General features: G+C 64.2%; 12 protein-coding genes. 7 read left to right on the plus strand and 5 right to left on the minus strand.

The window, feature by feature from the left end:
* Window positions 1-165: 165 nt before the first annotated feature.
* From ACLJEU_RS08260 to ACLJEU_RS08275, 4 genes are all read left to right on the plus strand, one after another.
* Window positions 166-1,980 carry a DEAD/DEAH box helicase gene (locus tag ACLJEU_RS08260; protein ID WP_414662133.1) on the plus strand — a complete coding sequence of 605 codons (1,815 nt, stop codon included), beginning with the start codon at window positions 166-168 and terminating at the stop codon, window positions 1,978-1,980.
* Between the two features lie 190 nt (window positions 1,981-2,170).
* Window positions 2,171-4,018 (plus strand): hypothetical protein, encoded by a 1,848-nt coding sequence (locus tag ACLJEU_RS08265; protein ID WP_414662134.1) that lies wholly within the window; start codon window positions 2,171-2,173, stop codon window positions 4,016-4,018.
* 106 nt (window positions 4,019-4,124) lie between these two features.
* Complete coding sequence (locus ACLJEU_RS08270) at window positions 4,125-4,742, plus strand: HNH endonuclease (RefSeq protein WP_414662135.1); 618 nt, start codon at window positions 4,125-4,127, stop codon at window positions 4,740-4,742.
* Between the two features lie 59 nt (window positions 4,743-4,801).
* The gene (locus ACLJEU_RS08275) at window positions 4,802-5,338 is read left to right on the plus strand and encodes a glycine cleavage system protein R (RefSeq protein WP_414662136.1); all 537 of its coding nucleotides are present in this window, start codon (window positions 4,802-4,804) and stop codon (window positions 5,336-5,338) included.
* Window positions 5,339-5,458: 120 nt separating this feature from the next.
* On the opposite strand, the gene ACLJEU_RS08280 is transcribed toward ACLJEU_RS08275, so the two are convergent.
* The 4 genes from ACLJEU_RS08280 to glnD form a co-directional block, all read right to left on the minus strand.
* The gene (locus tag ACLJEU_RS08280) at window positions 5,459-5,611 is read right to left on the minus strand and encodes a hypothetical protein (RefSeq protein WP_414662137.1); all 153 of its coding nucleotides are present in this window, start codon (window positions 5,609-5,611) and stop codon (window positions 5,459-5,461) included.
* Window positions 5,612-5,867: 256 nt separating this feature from the next.
* Window positions 5,868-7,622, minus strand: a complete 1,755-nt coding sequence (locus tag ACLJEU_RS08285) for a GAF domain-containing protein (RefSeq protein WP_414662138.1) — start codon at window positions 7,620-7,622, stop codon at window positions 5,868-5,870.
* On the minus strand, window positions 7,612-7,965 hold the full coding sequence (locus ACLJEU_RS08290; protein WP_414662139.1) for a four helix bundle protein: 354 nt from the start codon (window positions 7,963-7,965) through the stop codon (window positions 7,612-7,614). Before ACLJEU_RS08290 ends, ACLJEU_RS08285 begins: the two co-directional genes overlap by 11 nt.
* Window positions 7,966-8,072: 107 nt before the next feature.
* A complete protein-coding gene (gene glnD, locus ACLJEU_RS08295) occupies window positions 8,073-10,871 on the minus strand; it encodes a [protein-PII] uridylyltransferase (protein WP_414662140.1) in 2,799 nt (932 codons plus the stop codon).
* A gap of 233 nt (window positions 10,872-11,104) precedes the next feature.
* Here glnD and ACLJEU_RS08300 point away from each other — a divergent pair, with 233 nt between their 5' ends.
* Together ACLJEU_RS08300 and ACLJEU_RS08305 are read left to right on the plus strand one after the other, a co-directional pair.
* On the plus strand, window positions 11,105-13,918 hold the full coding sequence (locus tag ACLJEU_RS08300; RefSeq protein WP_414662141.1) for a valine--tRNA ligase: 2,814 nt from the start codon (window positions 11,105-11,107) through the stop codon (window positions 13,916-13,918).
* Between the two features lie 148 nt (window positions 13,919-14,066).
* Window positions 14,067-14,642 carry an NADPH-dependent FMN reductase gene (locus ACLJEU_RS08305; protein WP_414662142.1) on the plus strand — a complete coding sequence of 192 codons (576 nt, stop codon included), beginning with the start codon at window positions 14,067-14,069 and terminating at the stop codon, window positions 14,640-14,642.
* Between the two features lie 59 nt (window positions 14,643-14,701).
* Here the strand turns inward: ACLJEU_RS08305 and ACLJEU_RS08310 are convergent, their stop codons facing one another.
* Window positions 14,702-15,367, minus strand: a complete 666-nt coding sequence (locus tag ACLJEU_RS08310) for a hypothetical protein (RefSeq protein WP_414662143.1) — start codon at window positions 15,365-15,367, stop codon at window positions 14,702-14,704.
* A 203-nt stretch (window positions 15,368-15,570) separates the two neighbouring features.
* Between ACLJEU_RS08310 and ACLJEU_RS08315 the strand changes: the two genes are divergently transcribed.
* A complete protein-coding gene (locus ACLJEU_RS08315) occupies window positions 15,571-17,835 on the plus strand; it encodes a spermidine synthase (RefSeq protein ID WP_414662144.1) in 2,265 nt (754 codons plus the stop codon).
* The last annotated feature ends 8 nt before the right edge of the window (window positions 17,836-17,843 follow it).

Genomic DNA, 17,843 nt, shown 5'->3' on the forward strand with positions numbered 1-17,843 from the left:
GGGTGCGGAGGGCGAATCCCCCGCGTGAACGATTTCTCAAACGAACGGGCGTGAGCGCCGGATGCACGCGACGTGCTTTTTTTGGCCGATTTTTCTCCGGACGGTCTCCGGCGGAATGAGAGATTGTGGGCTCGCGAATAGGAAAGGACGGGGCCAAGGTGTCGCATGGAAAAACGTCCGTTCGATCAACTCGGCCTGTCCGCCGACCTCCTCAAAGCCGTAGCGAAGATGGGGTTTGAGGAAGCCTCTCCGATTCAAACTGCGGTCATTCCGACCATTCTCGAAGGGCGTGACGTGGTGGGCCAGTCGTCCACCGGCTCGGGCAAGACCGCGGCGTTCGCGATTCCGGCGATTGAAAAGGTCGACCCGAAGATCCGCGCGGTGCAGGTGCTCATTCTCTGCCCGACGCGCGAACTCGCGGTGCAGGTGGCCGAGGAGTTCGGCAAGCTCGCCCTCTTCAAACGCGGCGTCTCCGGCGTGCCGATTTACGGCGGCCAGAGTTATGAGCGGCAATTCCGCGCGCTCGCGGCGGGCGTGCAGATTGTCATCGGCACTCCCGGCCGCGTGATGGATCACATGGAGCGCGGGACTCTCAAGCTCGACCAGCTCAAGCTCGTGATCCTCGACGAGACGGACCGCATGCTCGACATGGGTTTCCGCGACGACATCGAGCACATCCTGAAATCCGTGCCGCCGACGCGGCAGCTCCTCTTCTTCTCCGCGACGATTCCGCGTGCGATTCAGGATCTCATCAGCCGCTACTCCAAGGACCCGGCCTGGATCAAGATCGACTCCGTGGCGCAGAACGCGCCGCAGGTGGAGCAAACGTATTTCGAAGTCGACCGTCGCTCGAAGATCGAGGCTTTGACGCGCCTGATCGACGTGAACGATTTCCGCTATGGCATCATTTTCTGCAGTACGAAGATCATGGTCGATGATCTCGACGAGCATCTGCACGCGCGCGGCTACATGACCGATCGCCTGCACGGCGACATCTCACAGGCGCAACGCGATCGCGTGATGGACAAGTTCCGCCGGCGAGCCTTCGAGTTTCTCGTGGCGACCGACGTCGCGGCGCGGGGACTCGACGTTGACGATCTCGAGGTCGTGTTCAATTTCGATCTGCCGAACGACGCCGAGGATTACACGCACCGCATCGGGCGCACCGGCCGGGCTGGCCGCAAGGGGCAGGCGTTCACCTTCGTGTCGGGCCAGGAAATCTACAAGCTGCAGAGCATGGTGCGCTGGGCGAAACTGGATATTCGCCGCGGCAAAATTCCTTCGCTGGATGAAGTCGAGTCGGCGCGGTCCAACGTCTTCGTGGAAAAAATCCGGGCGACGCTCGATGCAAAGCAGTTCAAGCCGCACGACGAGATGATCGATCGCCTGCTCGATCAGGGTTATGCCAGCACAGACATCTGTTCGGCGTTGATTCATCTTTTGCAGAACGCGCAGGCGGGCACCACCGCCGCGACGAAGAAGCCGGCAGCGCCGGCCCCGTCGCCGTCCGCGGCGCCTCAGCAGGAATATCGGCCCCCGACGGCCAAGCCCGTGAAGCCGGCGCCCTTGTGGGTGAAGTCGGCTGGTGCCAAGCCCGCGCCGGCGGCCTCGCCCCAGGCTCCCGCGCCTGAAGGTGATGAAGGCGCGGCGGACGAAAATGCGGACGATTCCGGTCCGTCCCGGAAACCCCGCTACGATCGGCCGGCCCGCACCGGGCGCGAACCGGGCATGACGCCCATTTTCCTGAACGTCGGGCGCAAGCAGCTCGTCACGCCGGCGGACGTCGTCGGCAAGATCGCCGGCGTCACGCGCCTGCCCCCGGAGGTGGTCGGGGCGATCGATATTCACCAACGCCATACGCTCGTCGACGTGGCGGAGGCGGAGGCGGATTTCGTTTTGAAGAAGCTCGCCGGGATCAAGGTGAAGGGCGTGCCGCTCGCGCCGATGCGGGCGGGTGATGCGGTGACGACGGGGGAGTGAGAAGTTATCCGCTTCGGATACGGGGCGATTTGGACACCGACCGATTTGGACCGCGACCGCCCCCGGTCGCTGCCGAGTCGGAAGCGACCGGGGGCGGTCGCGGTCCCAGGCGGAAAATTAATTGCCTCACCCGTTCTCCGGACCACGCCAGCGTTGACGTGATCCGGAGCGTCGTGACTGTCGCGTTCGAATGGCGCAACGGCCGCGCACACCCTCTCTCAACGAACCCGCCCCTGGCACGCCCGCGCGCTGGCGTTCGCATCCGGTGGTGCACGGGCTGATGCTCGCGGCGCTGGCCGCGTACTATCTCGTGGTGTCGTGGCGGCGCTGGCCGGATCCGATTTCGGATTTTGGGCGCGAACTCTATGTGCCGTGGCGGCTGGCGGAGGGCGCGGTGCTGTATCGCGACGTCGATGATTTCTACGGGCCGCTTTCGCAGTACGTGAACGCCGGGCTCTTCCGCGTCTTCGGGCCGGGATTGATGGTGCTCGTCACGGCGAATCTCGTCGTCTTCGCGGGCATCGTCGCACTCCTGTACAATCTCGTCCGCCGCGCGTGGGGCGCAACCGCGGCGCTCGCGGCGCTCGGGGTTTTCGTCGCGGTGTTCGGCTTCTCGCGTTTCCTGTTCGCCGGCAACTTCACGTATGCGGCGCCGTATGCGCATGAGACGACGCACGGGATGCTCGTGCTGGTGGCACTGGCCGCGGTGCTGGTGCGCTGGGTGGAGCGGCCTGCTCTTTTTAACAGCGCCGTCGCGGGCGGATTGTTTGGCCTGACCTGCGTTTTGAAGCCTGAGTTCATTTTATCCGGCGCGGGTTTGCTGGTGATGGCAGTGATCCTGCAACGCCGGCAGGGAACGCCGTGGCGCCGGGACCTTGCGGCGGTGGCGACGGTGGGCGCACTGCTGCCGACCCTCGCCTTCACCGTCTATTTTTCGCGGCACGTGGCGTTCGCGGATGCCGCGGCCTACGCGGGTCGGGCGTGGCTGAGCGTCGTAGGCACGACGCGTTTCGTGGGCGATCCCGCCCAGGCGCGTTATGCCGGCTTGGATACGCCGGGCGCGCATCTCTGGGAACAGACTGGTGCGGTGATCGCCGCGCTTGGCTTGCTGGCGATCCTCGCGGTGATGGGCCGGGCGTGCGAGCGGCTGCGCGGGACGCAGGCGCGGAGCGCGGAGTGGGCGGGCCTCGCGATTCTCGCCGCGGTGGCGGTGAGCGTGCCCGCTGCGTTCTGGCGGGAATCGGGCCGGTGCCTGCCGGGGTTGCTCGTGCTTTATGTGGGTTGGCGTCTGTGGCGGCGCAATCGGATCGACGCTGCGGTCACCGAAGCCGGCGCCGAGAACGTACGGTGGCTGCTGGCCGTCATGGGCGTGACGCTCCTCGCGCGCATGGCGTTGAACGGACGGCTCTATCATTTCGGATACTACCAGGCGGCGATCGCCGCAGTCGTGGTCGTGGCGGTGGTGGTCGGCGAACTCCCCGCGTGCGTCGCAACGACGGCGCGGAGCCGGCGCTGGCTGGTGGCGGGCGCCCTTGCGCTGATCCTGCCGGGAGTCGTCACGCTGTCGCGGCTGAGTCACGAAACGTACCGGGCGTTGACGCTGCCACTCGGCGAGGGGCGCGATCGGTTTTACACCTATGGCGCGGCGGAGCCATTCGCGCGCATCGCCGGGCAGTTGAAAACGCTGCCGCCGACGACGACCCTCCTCGTTCTGCCCGAGGGGCTGATGTTGAATTACCTGCCGCGGTTGCGCAGTCCGCTCGCGCCGTTCTTCTTTTATTCCGCGGCGACGGAAGGCGGTCGGGAGGCACAGTTGGTGGCGGAGCTCCAGCAGCGTCCGCCTGACTACGTGATTACGGTGCCGCGCGATCTCAGCGAGTACGGCATCCGACTTTATGGGGAGCGACCGGGTGCCGGCGGGGAGCTGATGCGATGGGTGGCGGCAAACTATCACGGCGCGCCCGGTGATCCAGCGCCGGCTTATCGCGGCGACGCGATCCAGGTGTTTCAGCGCACGGCACGGGCGGCGGACCGGTGACGATTGGAGCGAAGTCCGGGGCGCTCCCGGTCACGCCTTGATCGCACCGCGATTCCCGGGGCCTTGACAGTCTGTCGCTCCCGCCGTTATTGGCCTGTCCCCGTATATGGAAGCCGCGCTCGACCAACCGGTGCTCGTGCTTAACCGCCTATGGCAGGCGGTGAACGTGATTGGCGCGAAACGCGCCTTCGGGCTCCTCGCCCGTGGTCACGCTCAAGTCGTGCATCACCACGATGATGATTTCCGGACGTTCTCGATGCTCGACTGGATCGATTTTTCGGTGAGCAATCCGCCGCACGTCGCGAAGGAGACGGTGCACACGCCGACGCGAATCATTCGGCTGCCGCGCGTGATTCTGCTGACCTTTTTCGACAAGCTGCCGTGCAAGGAATTGAAGCTGACGCGCAACAACGTCTTCGAGCGCGACAAGAACACCTGCCAGTATTGCTCGCGGCCGATGCCGCGGGAGCAGCTCAATCTCGATCATGTGATCCCGCGCGATCACGGCGGGAAGACCACGTGGGAAAACATCGTGTGCTCGTGCATCAAGTGCAACACGCGCAAGGCGAACCGCCTCCCGCACGAGGCCGGCATGCGGCTCATCCGCAAACCGGTGCGGCCGAAATGGCGGCCGGTCATCTCGCTCGTGCTCGGCAACCAGCACCACGAGGTCTGGAAGGACTTCCTCGACGTCGCGTACTGGAACGTGGAGCTCGAGGAGTAGGCCGCTCGGCATTTTCGGGGATTGCCCGGCTTCGCGCCGCCGCCCACGGTTGCCGGGGTATGCTCGCGACTCTCGTGATGACGGTGATTGGGGCCGACCGCCCTGGTCTGGTGCAAATGGTGGCGGCGCGCGTGGCTGACCACGGCGGCAACTGGCTCGAGAGCCGGATGTGCCGGCTCGGCGGACAATTCGCCGGCATTCTGCGCGTCGAGGTGGCGGCCGAGCGGCGCGATGAATTGGTGAACGCGTTGCGCACGCTCGAAGTCGACGGCCTGCGCGTGATCATTCACGCGGAAGGCGGGCCGGCCGGCGGCGCGGGCGCGGTGGCGGGTTCGCTCGCCAGCGTGGATCTGGTCGGCACGGATCGGCCGGGAATTCTGCGCAGCGTGTCGGGCGTCTTCGCCGCGCACGGCATGAACGTCGAGGAACTGGCGTCCGAGCGCGTGAATGCGCCGATGGACGGCGGCGTTTTGTTTCAAGCCCGCGCCACGGTGTTTGTGCCGGCGACGGTGAAGATTGCCGCCGTGCGCGCCGACTTGGAGAAGATCGCCGCCGACCTGATGGTCGACATCAAGCTGCGGCCGGTGGAGCGCTGACGCCCTTAGAGCGAATTCATTGAAGGTGTAGCCGCTTTCAGACGCGTAGCCACGAGCGCCAGCGAGTGGATCGCCGGTCCACTCGCTGGCGCTCGTGGCTACGACTTTGTCAAAACTGCTCTAGCGCGGGAATTTCTGCCGGACGAGGACGAGAAACCCGAGGCCGGCAAACACGTCGATCAGTCCAACCAGGATGCGCATCGGCAGCGGCATGCGCTGCAGGAAGAACAGCACCGCAAGGCCGCCCGCGATGAGCAGAAAGGCGAGGGCCATGAGAGTGCGACGCTGACGGAGAAGGCGGGTCATGGTGAATGCTGCGTGGCGCGGAGGCGGAGCAAGCCGTTTGCCCGCGAATTGCGCGAAGCAACGCGAATCAAAAGGCAAGGATAGGAACCTTGAACCTTCGACGCACCGGTGGGCGACGGTTTGGATTTCACGGCTGAGATTCGCCTCACTGCGCGCTATTCGCGGGAAGTTTCTCGCCGGAGCTCCGAGCGATTGAATCCGCACTCCGCAATGGTCGCGTTCATCATTTCGCAATCGGCAGCGTGAGCCGCATCGTCGTCCCGGCCGGGCTGGTCTGCAGGAGCGTGATGTCGCCGTGGTGGCTGAGCAGAATGCGTTTGGCGATCGCGAGACCGAGGCCGGTGCCGTCGGGGCGGCCCGACAGAAACGAATCGAAGATGCGCTCGCGCAGGTCGTCGGCGACGCCCGTGCCGGTATCGCTGATGTCGATGCACAGGAAATGCGCTCCGGGGCGATCCTCCGGCGTCACCGCCAGCGTGATCGTGCCGCCCTCGGGCATCGCCTGCGTGGCGTTGAGGAGCAGGTTCAACAGCACCTGCTGGATCTGGCCTTTGTGGGCGTCGACGAAATAGAGGCGGGCCGGCGCGTCGAAGCTGACGATGACCTTGCTTTGCGCGAGCTTCAGCCGGACGAGCAGGAGTGTGTCCTCGATGATGTCGGCGATCGACCAGCGTGAATGCAGGCTTGAGGGGGCCTTGGCGAAGCTGAGCACGCGCGTGACGATGGCCTCGAGCTGATCGAGTTTTTCCCCGATCACGCGCATATCCGTGCGGCGCGGATCGCCTTCGGGAAAATCCAGGCCGAGTCCGCCCTGGAGCAGCTTGAGCACGGTGAGGGGATTGCGGATCTCGTGGGCGATTTCGGCGGCGAGGAGGCCGAGCGTGGTCAGACGCTCATTCTTGCGCAGGACATCCTCGCTCTGGAAAACGCGGGCGTAGAGCCGGGCGTTCTGCAGGGCGACGGAGCCGAGGCTGGCGAGCGCGGCGCACAGGCGCTTCTCGTCGTTGTCGAAACGGTGGATGTGGTTTGTGAAGAGAGCGACGACACCCAGCACCTCGCCTTCGAACAACATGGGGCTCGCGAGCACCGAGCGCAGTGCCGGGTCGGCGGGCAGGTCGAGCAGTTCGCGGTACTCGGGGGACTGGATATCCTCGAACCACACCTGGTGGCGGGTGTGAATCGGCGAGGCGACGAGGCAGGAATCAATCGGCAGCTCGCCCGCCGGTGGCGGCGTGGCCGAGCCGGCGGTGAGTGACGCGCACCGCACCGTGCCGGTGTCGGGGGAATGCAGATACAGCGCGCAGGCCTGGGCCTGCATCATGTGCCGGGCCTCGCGCGTGAGCGTGTCGAAGAGTTCCTGTTGCTCCAGTTTCGAGACGAGTGACTGGCCCGCGGTAATGAGCGATTCGAGCTGGCGCGCCTTGGCTTTCAGATGGCCCAGCTGCCACAGGCGTTCCATGACGCGTGCGGCTTCGGCCGCAAACTGTTCCAGCAACTTCAGGTCGGCGGGGGTGAAGCCACCGATGCGATCGCTCTCGAGATCGATCACGCCGATGATGTTGTCGCCCGATTGAATCGGTGCCGCCATCTCACAGCGCGCCGAGGCGCGCACGGCGATGTAGCGCGGCTCGAAGGTCACGTCGGCCACCAGCAGGGAGCGCTGGTTGAGCACGCACCAGCCCGTGATCCCGTGGCCCAGTTTCAGGCCCTGAGAAACGCCGCTCTCCGAGGTCGTGCCGACCTGGACTTCAGTTTCGAGGCGGCGCGAGTCCGGGCTGATGAGCCCGATGGAACCGGCGTCGGCGCGGAATACATCGACGAACAATGCGAGCATCTCGCGCAGGGCCGTGCGCGGATCGTCCGTGGCCGACGTGAGCGACGCGATGCGGTAGAGGGCGGGGAGGGCGCGGGGGTCGGACGAAACCGGAGACCGGAAACCGAAAACCGGATCGCTGTCGAATGGGGAGCTAGCGGACACGACGAGCGGTTTTGATCGAGGCCACGGTGATTGCGAGGATTTCGCTGCCTTCACGCATCAATTCCGAAACGCGTTCGGCGTTCAAGCGGCGGGATTCGATCAGCAGTTCCATCCAGAAAAGGGATTCGTCGCATTCTTCTTCGACAATGCCCATTTTGGCCACGAAGTCGGCGGGAGAACGCCCACGGACTGCGGCTCGATAGTTGGCGGCGACGGAAGTGCCGGCCCGGAGCAATTGACGACCGAGCGTGGCGGAAACGGCGTCGCTCGGCAGCGCGTCGACCAGATTGATGACGCGAAGAGCGAATGCCTTGGTGCGAGCTTTGAAAACTTCACGGCTCATCTCCGAAGCCGAACATCCACCATCGCACTGTACAGGTCTGCAGTCCCCCAGTTTCCGGTATCCGGTATCCGGTTTTCGGTATCCGGTTTCCGGTTTCCGGTCTCGAATCACTTCGCCACGACCGGCGGCGAAATCACTTCGTTCAATGCATCGCGCAGGGCGTGGAGGCGCTCGGGGGTCTCGATCGGCTCGTGGTTCGCGCCCTCGATGTAGAAGGTGTCGATCGCCACGCCGCGCTCGGTCCCGATGCGCGCAAAGGTGATGTCGAAATTGTGATCCGAGATCGTCCGCGCCAGCCGATACAGCAGACCGATCTGATCCCGCGCCTGAATCTCGACGATCGTGCGCTCCATCGAAAGCTCGTGATACACGTCCACCGTCGGAGGAAACGAACTGTGCAGCGCCTCGCCGGTCGAGGTCGACAGGTAGCGCGTGGAGGCGATCTTCTTCGCCTGCGCCATGATGTCCGGCAGCAGATCGCGGTTGGCCACGAGCGCCTCCTCGATCGTCTTGGCAAATTTTTCCTGCGCACTCGCGCTCTGCACCGGACCGCGGCCGGGTTCGACCACGTAGAAGGTGTCGATCGCGATGTGATCCGTGCGGGAAATGACCTTCGATCCCAGAATGCTCAGGCCCGCGACGCTGAACGCACCCGCCAGCTTGTAGAAGAGCCCGGCGCGGTCCCACGTCACGACGTTCACGACGGTCAGCGACCGGTTGATGTCGTCCTTCCACTCGATGATTGGACGCAGCGAGCCCACTGAATCGGCGGTGGTGATCGACCGCAACAACCGGTTCACCATCTGGATGTGCAGGGCGATTTCTTCGGAGTCGGTGTGGATGAAATAGCGGTCCGGCAGCAGGCCGAAGTGCGCATTGATTTCATCGGCGCTGATTCCCGGGATGGTTTTCGCGATTAACTCCTGTTGGGTCATTTTTTTCTTTTCCTGCAGACTGGCGTCAACGGCGGCGCCATTTTTCAACCGCTCGAACGTGGAGCGATAGAGGGTCGTGTGCAACGTGTCCTTGTAACTATTCCAAAGGTCGGCGGCAGTGGCGCGGGCGTCACAGAACGTGTGGACGTACAGATGCCTGAGGCGATCGGCGTCCCCCACCAGGTCGGCGAAGGCCGTGGCAGTGTTGGGATCATCTACATCCCGCTTCTGCCAGAATCGTGCCATCGCTAGATGATTTTGAATGACAAAAAGGATAAGCTCTCGGTTGGTGGGAGATACGCCGAATCTTTCAAGGAGTGGCGCGGACAGGCGCACGCCGCTTTCCGCGTGGCCGCGAATGCCTTCCGACTTGCCGATGTCGTGTAGCAGCAGCGTCAGATAGAGCAGCGACGGATCCGTCGTCTCGTGCAGCGCCGCGCGATATTTCAACGTGATCGGCTCGGCCTCGGTGTAGATGCGATCGAGCTCGCGAATCGCGTTCAGCGTGTGCACGTCCGCCGTGTACCGGTGATAGTACTCGTGCTGCACGAGGCAGGTCAGGGCGTCGAATTCGGGAATGAACCGCCCGAGCACCCCGAGTTCATGCATCTTCGCGAGAATCGGATGGACCGCACCCGCCTCCGACAGAATCGCCCGGAAACTCACGCTGGCATCGTGTGACTCCGCGACCGCGCGGGTCAGGAGGGGCAGCGAGGTGCGGATCAGGTCCGCGAGATGGAAGTCGAGGCCGGCCTCGAGGGTCTGGAGATGGCGGAATACGCGGATCAGCCGGATCGGATCCTCGCGGAAGACGTCCGGCTTTTCCGCGGCCAGTTCGCGGCCGCGCAGGAGAAACCCGTCGATGCGCTTGGAGCGGGTGAAGCGTGACGCCAGTAGCGATTCGCGGAACGAGCGTTTGTCGCCGTTGCCATTGCGCCCGATGCTCAGAGCCAGTCGATCCTCCACGAGCTTCGACACGCGGAAGATGGTCTGCGCCGACCGGTAGTAATCCTGCATGAAATGCTCCACGCGGGGCAGCATCTCCTTTTCGGTGTAACCGAGGTTTTCGGCGATCTTCGGCTGCAGATCCAGGCTCATGACATCGGTCGCGCGCGCGCTCATGAAGTGCAGCTCGTTGCGCACCCGCAGCAGAAAATCGTATGCCCGCCGAAACGCCGCGAGGTCGTCGGCCCGCAGGTAATTTTGCGTGGCCAATTCGTCGATGGACTGGATGTCGAGCTTCACCCGCGCCATCCAGCACGCGTTCTGGTAGTCGCGCAGGCCGCCCACGCCGTTCTTGATGTCGGGCTCCTGGTTGAAAACGGTGTTCGCGTACTTCGAGCGCCGGTTCGCCTGATCGTCGAGGCGCGCCGCGATGTAGTCCTTGGGATATTCGCTCGCGTAGTAACTCCGGTAGGCCTGCGAGAAGGTGTCGAACAGCTTTTCGGAACCGGCGATGCGCCGCGCCTCGAGCAGCGCGGTCTTCGTCAGGATTTCCTTCCGCGCTTCGATGAACGCCTCGTCGATCGTGCGCGTCGAGTGGCCGACTTTCAGCCCGCAGTCCCACAGGATGTAAAGGATCTCGTTGGTCAGGTGCTCCTGCAACGGCTTCGCCTCCGCCGGCTTGGTCTTCGTCGGAAACAGAAACATCAGGTCCACGTCGCTCCAGGGAGACAACTCGCTCCGCCCGTAACCGCCGAGGGCCACGAGCGTGACCGGGGCGGGCACGGCGCCGTGCTGGCGTTGATACGATCCCATCGCGTAGTCGAAGAGCCGAACGAGCAGTGCGTCGATGATCGCGGCGCGGTCGTGACAGATCGTGAGACCGGACGCGCCCGCGCGGTGCCGCCCCCGGAGGGCCGCCATCTCCGTCTTCAGAAACTCCTTGCCGGCCGCGAGCCGGATGGCGGCGGAAACGTCTCCGACAAACGTGAGCTGCTCGCTGGCGCGATGGGCGATGAGGGCGGGCATGAAAGTGGGTGGGACCGTGCAGCATCGAACGGGCGAACGCGAATGTTCAACGTCCAAAGTGGACGCCTCAGCTGGAGTCGGGCCGGTCTTAACCCACTCGATTCCTTTACGAATCATATACGTCCGCCAGCAAGGGACGGAGGCCGTCGCCGCTGCGGCTCGCGATGGAACTAACCACTTGCCTCGCGTCGTCGCCGCGCGTTTTCTCCGCGGTTCACCTCTTCCCAGCACCCATGTCCGAGATCACCAAGAGCTACGAACCGCGCGACGTTGAAAAGAAATGGTACGCCGCCTGGCTGGCGGCGAACGCGTTCGCCGGCAAGGTCGATCCCAGCCGGGAACCGTACACCATCGTCATCCCGCCGCCCAATGTCACGGGCGTGCTCACGATGGGGCATGTGCTCAACAACACGCTTCAGGACATCCTGATCCGCCGGGCCCGGCTCGAGGGCAAATCCGCCTTGTGGATTCCCGGCACGGACCACGCGGGGATCGCGACGCAGACCGTGGTCGAGCGCGAACTGCGCAAGCAGAAGAAAACGCGGCACGACTTCGGCCGGGACAAGTTTCTCGCCAAGGTCTGGGAATGGCGCGCCGAGAAGGGCGGCATCATTCTCGAACAGCTCCGCCGGCTCGGCGCCTCCTGTGACTGGGATCGCACGCAGTTCACGATGGACCCGCATTACTCGCGGGCCGTCCTCTCGGTGTTCGTCGACCTCTTCGGCAAGGGCCACATCTACCGCGGCAAGCGGATGGTGAACTGGTGTCCGGTGTCGCAGACCGCGCTCAGCGACGAGGAAGTGATCATGAAGCCGGTCAACGGCACGATCTACCGCGTTCGCTACGAACGCGTGGATGCGCCCGGACTGTTCGTCGAGGTCAAGACCACGCGGCCCGAGACGATTCCGGGTGACGTCGCCATCGCCGTGCATCCGGACGACCCGCGCTACGCGGGCTGGATCGGCAAGAAGGTGCGCCGCGCCCTGGGGCCGGCGGCGGAGATTCCGATTATCGCCGACACCGCGGTCGACAAGGAATTCGGCACTGGCGCGTTGAAGATCACGCCCGCGCACGACAAGGCCGACTTCGAGATCGGCGGGCGGCACCAGCTGGCGATCATCGATGTGCTGGAGTCCAACGGCACGCTGAACGCGTTCGCTGGGCCGGAACTCGCCGGGCTCGATCGTTTCGCCGGCCGCAAGAAGGCGGCGGAGTTGCTCAAGGCCAGCGGTGCACTCGTCGCCGAGGAGGCTTACGCGAACAACGTCGGTTACTCCGAGCGCGCCGACGTCCCGATCGAGCCGCGGCTCACCTGGCAGTGGTGGCTGAAGTATCCGCGCGTCGAGGAAGCCAAGGCCGCGGTGCGCGACGGCCACATCACGTTCCACCCGGAACGCTGGAGCAAAGTCTACCTGCACTGGCTGGAAAACATCCAGGACTGGTGCATCAGCCGCCAGCTGTGGTGGGGCCACCGGATTCCCGTGTGGTATCGGAAAGGCTTGGACAAGGAGAAGCTCACCGAGGCTGATCTGCGCGACGCGACGAAGGTCCACGTTTCGCTCGAAGGCCCCGCGGATCCGGAGAACTGGGTGCAGGAGGACGACGTGCTCGACACGTGGGCATCCTCGTGGCTCTGGCCGTTCGCCACCATGGGCTGGCCAAATCCCGCCGATGAAAAGAAGGCCGGGCTCGATTACTTCTACCCGACGACGACGCTCGTGACCGGGCCGGACATTATTTTCTTCTGGGTCGCCCGGATGATCATGGCGGGCCTGGAGTTCATGGGGAAACCGGAAACCGGAAAGCGGATACCGGAAACGGGCAACAGCGGATTGAACGCTTCCGGTCTCCAGTCTCCGGTTTCCGGTATTGAGAGGCTCAGCAATGACGAGATTCGCGCGCGGATTCCGTTCAAGCATGTCTACTTCACGGGCATCATTCGCGATCAGCAGGGACGCAAGATGTCGAAGTCGCTCGGCAACTCGCCCGATCCGCTCGATCTGATCGAGAAGTACGGCGCGGACGGCCTGCGCTTCGGCATCGTGTCGATCGCGCCGCAAGGCCAGGACATCCGGTTCCAGGAGGACCGGATCGAGAGCGGCAAGAACTTCTGCAACAAGCTCTGGAACGCGTGCCGGTTCCGGCAGATGAGCGGCGACGCCGGCGAGGTGTCCTCGAGCGCGGCCATCCAGAAGCGGTTCGACGTGTCGCGGTTCGACGCCGACGATCACACGATTCTCGAGCGCCTCGTGGCGACGACCCGCGAAGTGGAACGCTGCTTCGCGCAGTTCGAGTTCAGCACCGCCGTGCAGGCGTTGTACGGATTTTTCTGGAACGACTTTTGCGATTGGTACGTGGAAGTCTCGAAGTCGAAGCTGCAGGACCCGGCGACCAAGCCGAACTGCCTCGCGATCCAGGATCTCGTGCTGCGCCAGACCGTGCTGCTGCTGCATCCGTATATTCCCTACATCACCGAGGAGCTGTGGCATCAGCTCGGCTACGGAGCGGACGGCACCTTCATCGAGGAAGTGCGAATCGAAACCGCGGCTGAGCTCGCGGCCCACCTGCCGGCCCTCGATCACGCGGCGATTGCCTCGGTCGAAAAGTTGAAGGGCCTGGTGTCGCAGGCGCGCGCGTTGAAGGCGGATCACAATCTCGCGAGTCGTCGTGATGTGAAGCTGATGGTGACCGCGCTCGCCGCTGACTGGGCCGTGATCGCGGCCAGCCTGGCCAAACTCACGCGCATGATCGGCGCTGCTGAAATTACGCTGCGGGACAAGGTCGAAGGCGCACCGGCGGTCGTCACCCCGCTGGGCACCGTCTACCTGGACCTGGCCAGCAGCGTCGATGCCGGGGCGGAAAAGATTCGTCTCAGCAAGGAGGTCGAGCAGATCACCAAGCACATCGCGGCCACTGAGGCGCGACTTTCGAACCAGGCGTTCGTCAGCAAGGCACCGCCGGCCGTCCTCGAAGGCGCGCGCAAACAGCTCGCCGAGCAGCAGGCAAAAAAGGTCGAGCTGGAGCGGTTGTTGAAGGCGCTGGGTTGAGCGGAGTCGGGCAGAGGAGTGATTGCCCCGGGACCGCGACCGCCCCCGGTCGCTTCCTGCCATCAGCGACCGAGGGCGGTCGCGGTCCCATTGCACACAGATCCTCCGTCCCGCTTGCTGATTGGCCGCCGATCGCTTCCGTGCCGCTATGCCTTCCGCTCCCCGTATTCTCGCTTTCTCCGGCAGCGCCCGGAGCGAATCGCTCAACAAGAAACTGCTCGCCGTGGCGGTCGAGGCCGTGCGGGCCGCGGGCGGCGAGGTGACCGTCGTCGATTTCAAGACGCTGCCGTTGCCGCTCTATGATGGTGACCTCGAGGACGCCAGCGGCCTGCCGGCGAATGTGCAGACGCTGGTGACGCTGGTGACGCAGCACGCCGGGTTGTTGATCGCTTCGCCGGAATACAACTCGCAGATCACGCCGCTGCTGAAGAACGCGATCGATTGGTGCACGCGAGCCGACGACAATCCGTTCTTGGGCAAGGTGGCCGCGGTGGTGTCAGCTTCGCCCGGAGCATTTGGCGGCATCCGTTCCATGACGCTCGCGCGACAGCTGCTCGTGCATGTCGGATGTCACGTGATCCCCGCGCAATGCATCCTGCCGCAAGCGCACAAGGCGTTTGATGAAAAAGGCGCGCTCAAGGAAGAGCGGACGCTGAAGTCCGTGCACACCGTCGCGGCCGAGTTGGTACGCGTCACCGGCGCGCTGCAGCCGTCGCAGGCCTGAGCCGAAGGGATTCGCGTCCCTTCGTGTGATTCGCGGGCGGTCCTCCGCTAGGGTAGGTCTCAGCGCCGGTCCGGCGTGAGCGGCTCCACCGGCGTGCGCAACGGATCGTAGAAGGGATCCCGGTAATAGCTGTCGCGGTAATACGACCCGCCCTTGATGTGCGATTCACTATAGCCGACTGAAATGGAATAACCCTTTTCCGGATCCTCGAGTGTGAGGACCATTGAGCCGGTCTTTTCACTGTAGCCGCCGCTGCCCATGCCGTAGCTCAACGAAAAGGAACCATGGATCTCGCGCTCCTTCTTTTTCTCGGTGGGTGTGATGCGCGAAGAACGAGCGAGATAAGTGGGCGGCGCGAGCAGCGTGCGGGCGAGCTTCGCGTTCTGGTGTCGGTCCACAAGTTCGTTGAGCTTGGGTAACTGCGTGGCACTCAGTTTGGTCAATCCGGCGGTGCGGCTCTCATCCGCGGTAAGCCGCTGCGAGAACGTGGCCGCGGCGGCCTCGCCGCTGGCAGAGCCCGCTCGTGCGGCGGTGTCGCGGCGGACGAGGGCGTCGATCACGGCCACTTCATCCGACGACAGCTGCTTGAGCCCGGCGGCCGTGAGATCCTCTGAGTTCAACGCCTGGGAAAAACGGCCGTCGCTGGACGCCGCCTGCGCGGCCACGGCGAAAAGGAGGCTGAGGGCGATTCCGAGCACCGGTTTCACGCTAAAAACCTGACACATGGCAGGGAGGGACTCACGAAGAATCGCCCCGGTTCCGCTTTTTCGTCCGCGAACGCCGTGCGTCCGCGGACGGCCCGGACCAGGTTGCCAACGCTCTCCGCAAGTGAGCTGCGGGGGAGCGGAAATCCAAGCCCGGCTTGCATCGAAACTTGATGTCGTCCGTCATGCACGTTTTCCAGAACTCCCCACCTTCCTCGCCCTCCATGCTTCCATACGCGCTCACGATCTTCACGGGAGCATTCTTGTTGTTTCAGGTTCAACCGTTGATCGGAAAATACATCCTGCCGTGGTTCGGCGGCGGTCCCGGAGTGTGGACGACGTGTCTGCTGTTCTTCCAGACCGTGCTGCTCGGCGGCTACGCGTACGCACACTTTTCGTCGACGCGTCTCACGCCGCGCCGACAGGTGATCGTTCATTTCATCCTGCTCGCGCTGTCGCTCGCGCTCCTGCCCATCACGCCGTCGGAGAGCTGGAAGGCGCACGTCGGCGGCGATCCGAATGTCCGGATTCTGCTACTTCTGATGGCCACGATCGGCCTGCCGTACTTTGTGCTCTCTTCGACCGGCCCGCTGATGCAGCAGTGGTTCAGCCAGACCAATCCCGGCGTGTCTCCGTATCGCTTATACGCGTTGTCGAACGTCGGCTCGCTGCTCGCGCTGCTAAGCTATCCGATCTATTTCGAGGTGAAATTCCCGCGCCACACGCAGGCCGCGATGTGGTCCGGCGGTCTGGCGCTGTTTGTGGTGTTCTGCGGGTACTGTGCCTTCCGGGTCTGGCGGCACGTGCAGGCGCCCGTTGCGCCCACGACAGCCCCCGACGCAGCGTCGCCGGCTCCGGCGGAAGAGACGAAGGTCAGCGCGATCGACAAGATTCTGTGGGTGGCGCTGCCGGCGTTTGCCTCGGTGCTGCTGCTGGCGACGACCAACAAGCTGAGCCAGGAAGTGGCGGTCATTCCGTTCCTGTGGGTGCTGCCGCTGAGCCTGTACCTGCTCACGTTCATCATCTGTTTCGATCACGCCCGGTGGTATCACCGCGGCATCTTCACCTCGCTCCTCATCGTCGGCACGGCGGTCGTCTGCCAGGTGCTGCCCGTGGGCACGGATGCGTCGATGCGCCTGCAGATCATCGCCTACACCGCGACACTCTTCGTTGCCTGCATGGTGTGCCACGGCGAACTCTACCGGCTGAAGCCGCCGCCGCGGCTGCTGACGTCGTACTTCCTCTTCATCTCGGCGGGCGGCGCGCTCGGCGGATTCTTTGTCGCGATCGTCGCGCCGGCGCTCTTCACCGATTACCGCGAACTCCAGCTCGGGTTGTGGATTCTGACGTATGCGCTCGGCGTGCTGTGCTTCCGGCATCGCAGTCGCGAGCTGGCGATCGCGGTGGGCGTGGGCGCCCTGGCCAGTACGGTGGCGCTACCGTGGCTGCGGTCATTCTTCGACGACACGCCGGGCCTGCAGGCGGAGTTCGTGACGTTCTTCCGCGACCGGGCGTGGTACATCATCGGTGGCCTGGTCCTCTTTGTGGGCTGCCTCTTCGATCTGCGCCGTCGGGTGCTCCTGCCTACATTCCAGCCGCGCATGGGCGGATTCGTGATGGCGGTCTGCGTGGCGTTTGGCGCCGTGTTCGTCCTCCAGTGGAACGACCGGAGCAGCGTCCGCACGCTCAGCGCGACCCGGAATTTCTACGGCACGCTGAAGGTCTTCGATCATTATCCGGACGATCCTGAGGATCACTATCACCTGCTGCTGCACGGCGCGACGACGCACGGGATCCAGTTTGTGAAGCCGGAGAAGGCGATGCTGCCGACGACTTATTATGCCGATTCGAGTGGCGTGGGGCGCGGCATCAGCTCGCTCCCTGAGACGCCCCGCCGGCTCGGTCTGGTGGGTTTGGGCACCGGCTCGCTGGCGACGTACGCGCGGCCCGGCGACTACCTGCGCATCTACGAAATCAATCCCGCGGTGCAGGAGCTCGCCCGCTCGCAGTTCAAGTATCTTGAGTACTGTCAGGCCAAGACCGACGTCATCATGGGTGATGCGCGGTTGATGATGGAGCAGGAACTGGCGGCAAACCAGGGCCAGCAGTTCGATTTTCTCGCGCTCGATGCGTTCAGCAGCGATGCGATTCCGGTGCATCTCCTCACGAAGGAGGCGTTCGAGATTTACTTCCGGCACCTGAAGGCCGACGGCGTGCTCGCGGTGCACATTTCCAACCGCTACCTCGATCTGCGGCCGGTGGTCGAGAAGCTGGCCGAGCATTTCAAACTCGAGGTCGTGACGATCTCCGACGACAACGAGCCCGACTGGTGGATCTACGCCACGACGTGGATGCTCGTGACGAAGAACAAGGCGTTCCTCACGAACGATCGCATCACCGACACGGCGGAGAAGCCGTCGGAAACGCGCACGTCGTTCCCGCTTTGGACCGACGACTACGCGAGCCTCTACTCGATCATGAAGCAGTAGGCGCCGGC

The sequence above is a fragment of the Terrisphaera buseokensis genome, from assembly GCF_047521145.2.
In the GTDB taxonomy this organism is placed as follows: Bacteria; Verrucomicrobiota; Verrucomicrobiia; order Opitutales; family Opitutaceae; genus ER46.

Coding starts and splice junctions, on each gene's coding strand:
- ACLJEU_RS08260 (WP_414662133.1), top strand. CDS start 166: ATGGAAAAACGTCCGTTCGATCAACTCGGCCTGTCCGCCGACCTCCTC.
- ACLJEU_RS08265 (WP_414662134.1), top strand. CDS start 2,171: ATGGCGCAACGGCCGCGCACACCCTCTCTCAACGAACCCGCCCCTGGC.
- ACLJEU_RS08270 (WP_414662135.1), top strand. CDS start 4,125: ATGGAAGCCGCGCTCGACCAACCGGTGCTCGTGCTTAACCGCCTATGG.
- ACLJEU_RS08275 (WP_414662136.1), top strand. CDS start 4,802: ATGCTCGCGACTCTCGTGATGACGGTGATTGGGGCCGACCGCCCTGGT.
- ACLJEU_RS08280 (WP_414662137.1), bottom strand. CDS start 5,611: ATGGCCCTCGCCTTTCTGCTCATCGCGGGCGGCCTTGCGGTGCTGTTC.
- ACLJEU_RS08290 (WP_414662139.1), bottom strand. CDS start 7,965: ATGAGCCGTGAAGTTTTCAAAGCTCGCACCAAGGCATTCGCTCTTCGC.
- glnD (WP_414662140.1), bottom strand. CDS start 10,871: ATGCCCGCCCTCATCGCCCATCGCGCCAGCGAGCAGCTCACGTTTGTC.
- ACLJEU_RS08300 (WP_414662141.1), top strand. CDS start 11,105: ATGTCCGAGATCACCAAGAGCTACGAACCGCGCGACGTTGAAAAGAAA.
- ACLJEU_RS08305 (WP_414662142.1), top strand. CDS start 14,067: ATGCCTTCCGCTCCCCGTATTCTCGCTTTCTCCGGCAGCGCCCGGAGC.
- ACLJEU_RS08310 (WP_414662143.1), bottom strand. CDS start 15,367: ATGTGTCAGGTTTTTAGCGTGAAACCGGTGCTCGGAATCGCCCTCAGC.
- ACLJEU_RS08315 (WP_414662144.1), top strand. CDS start 15,571: ATGCTTCCATACGCGCTCACGATCTTCACGGGAGCATTCTTGTTGTTT.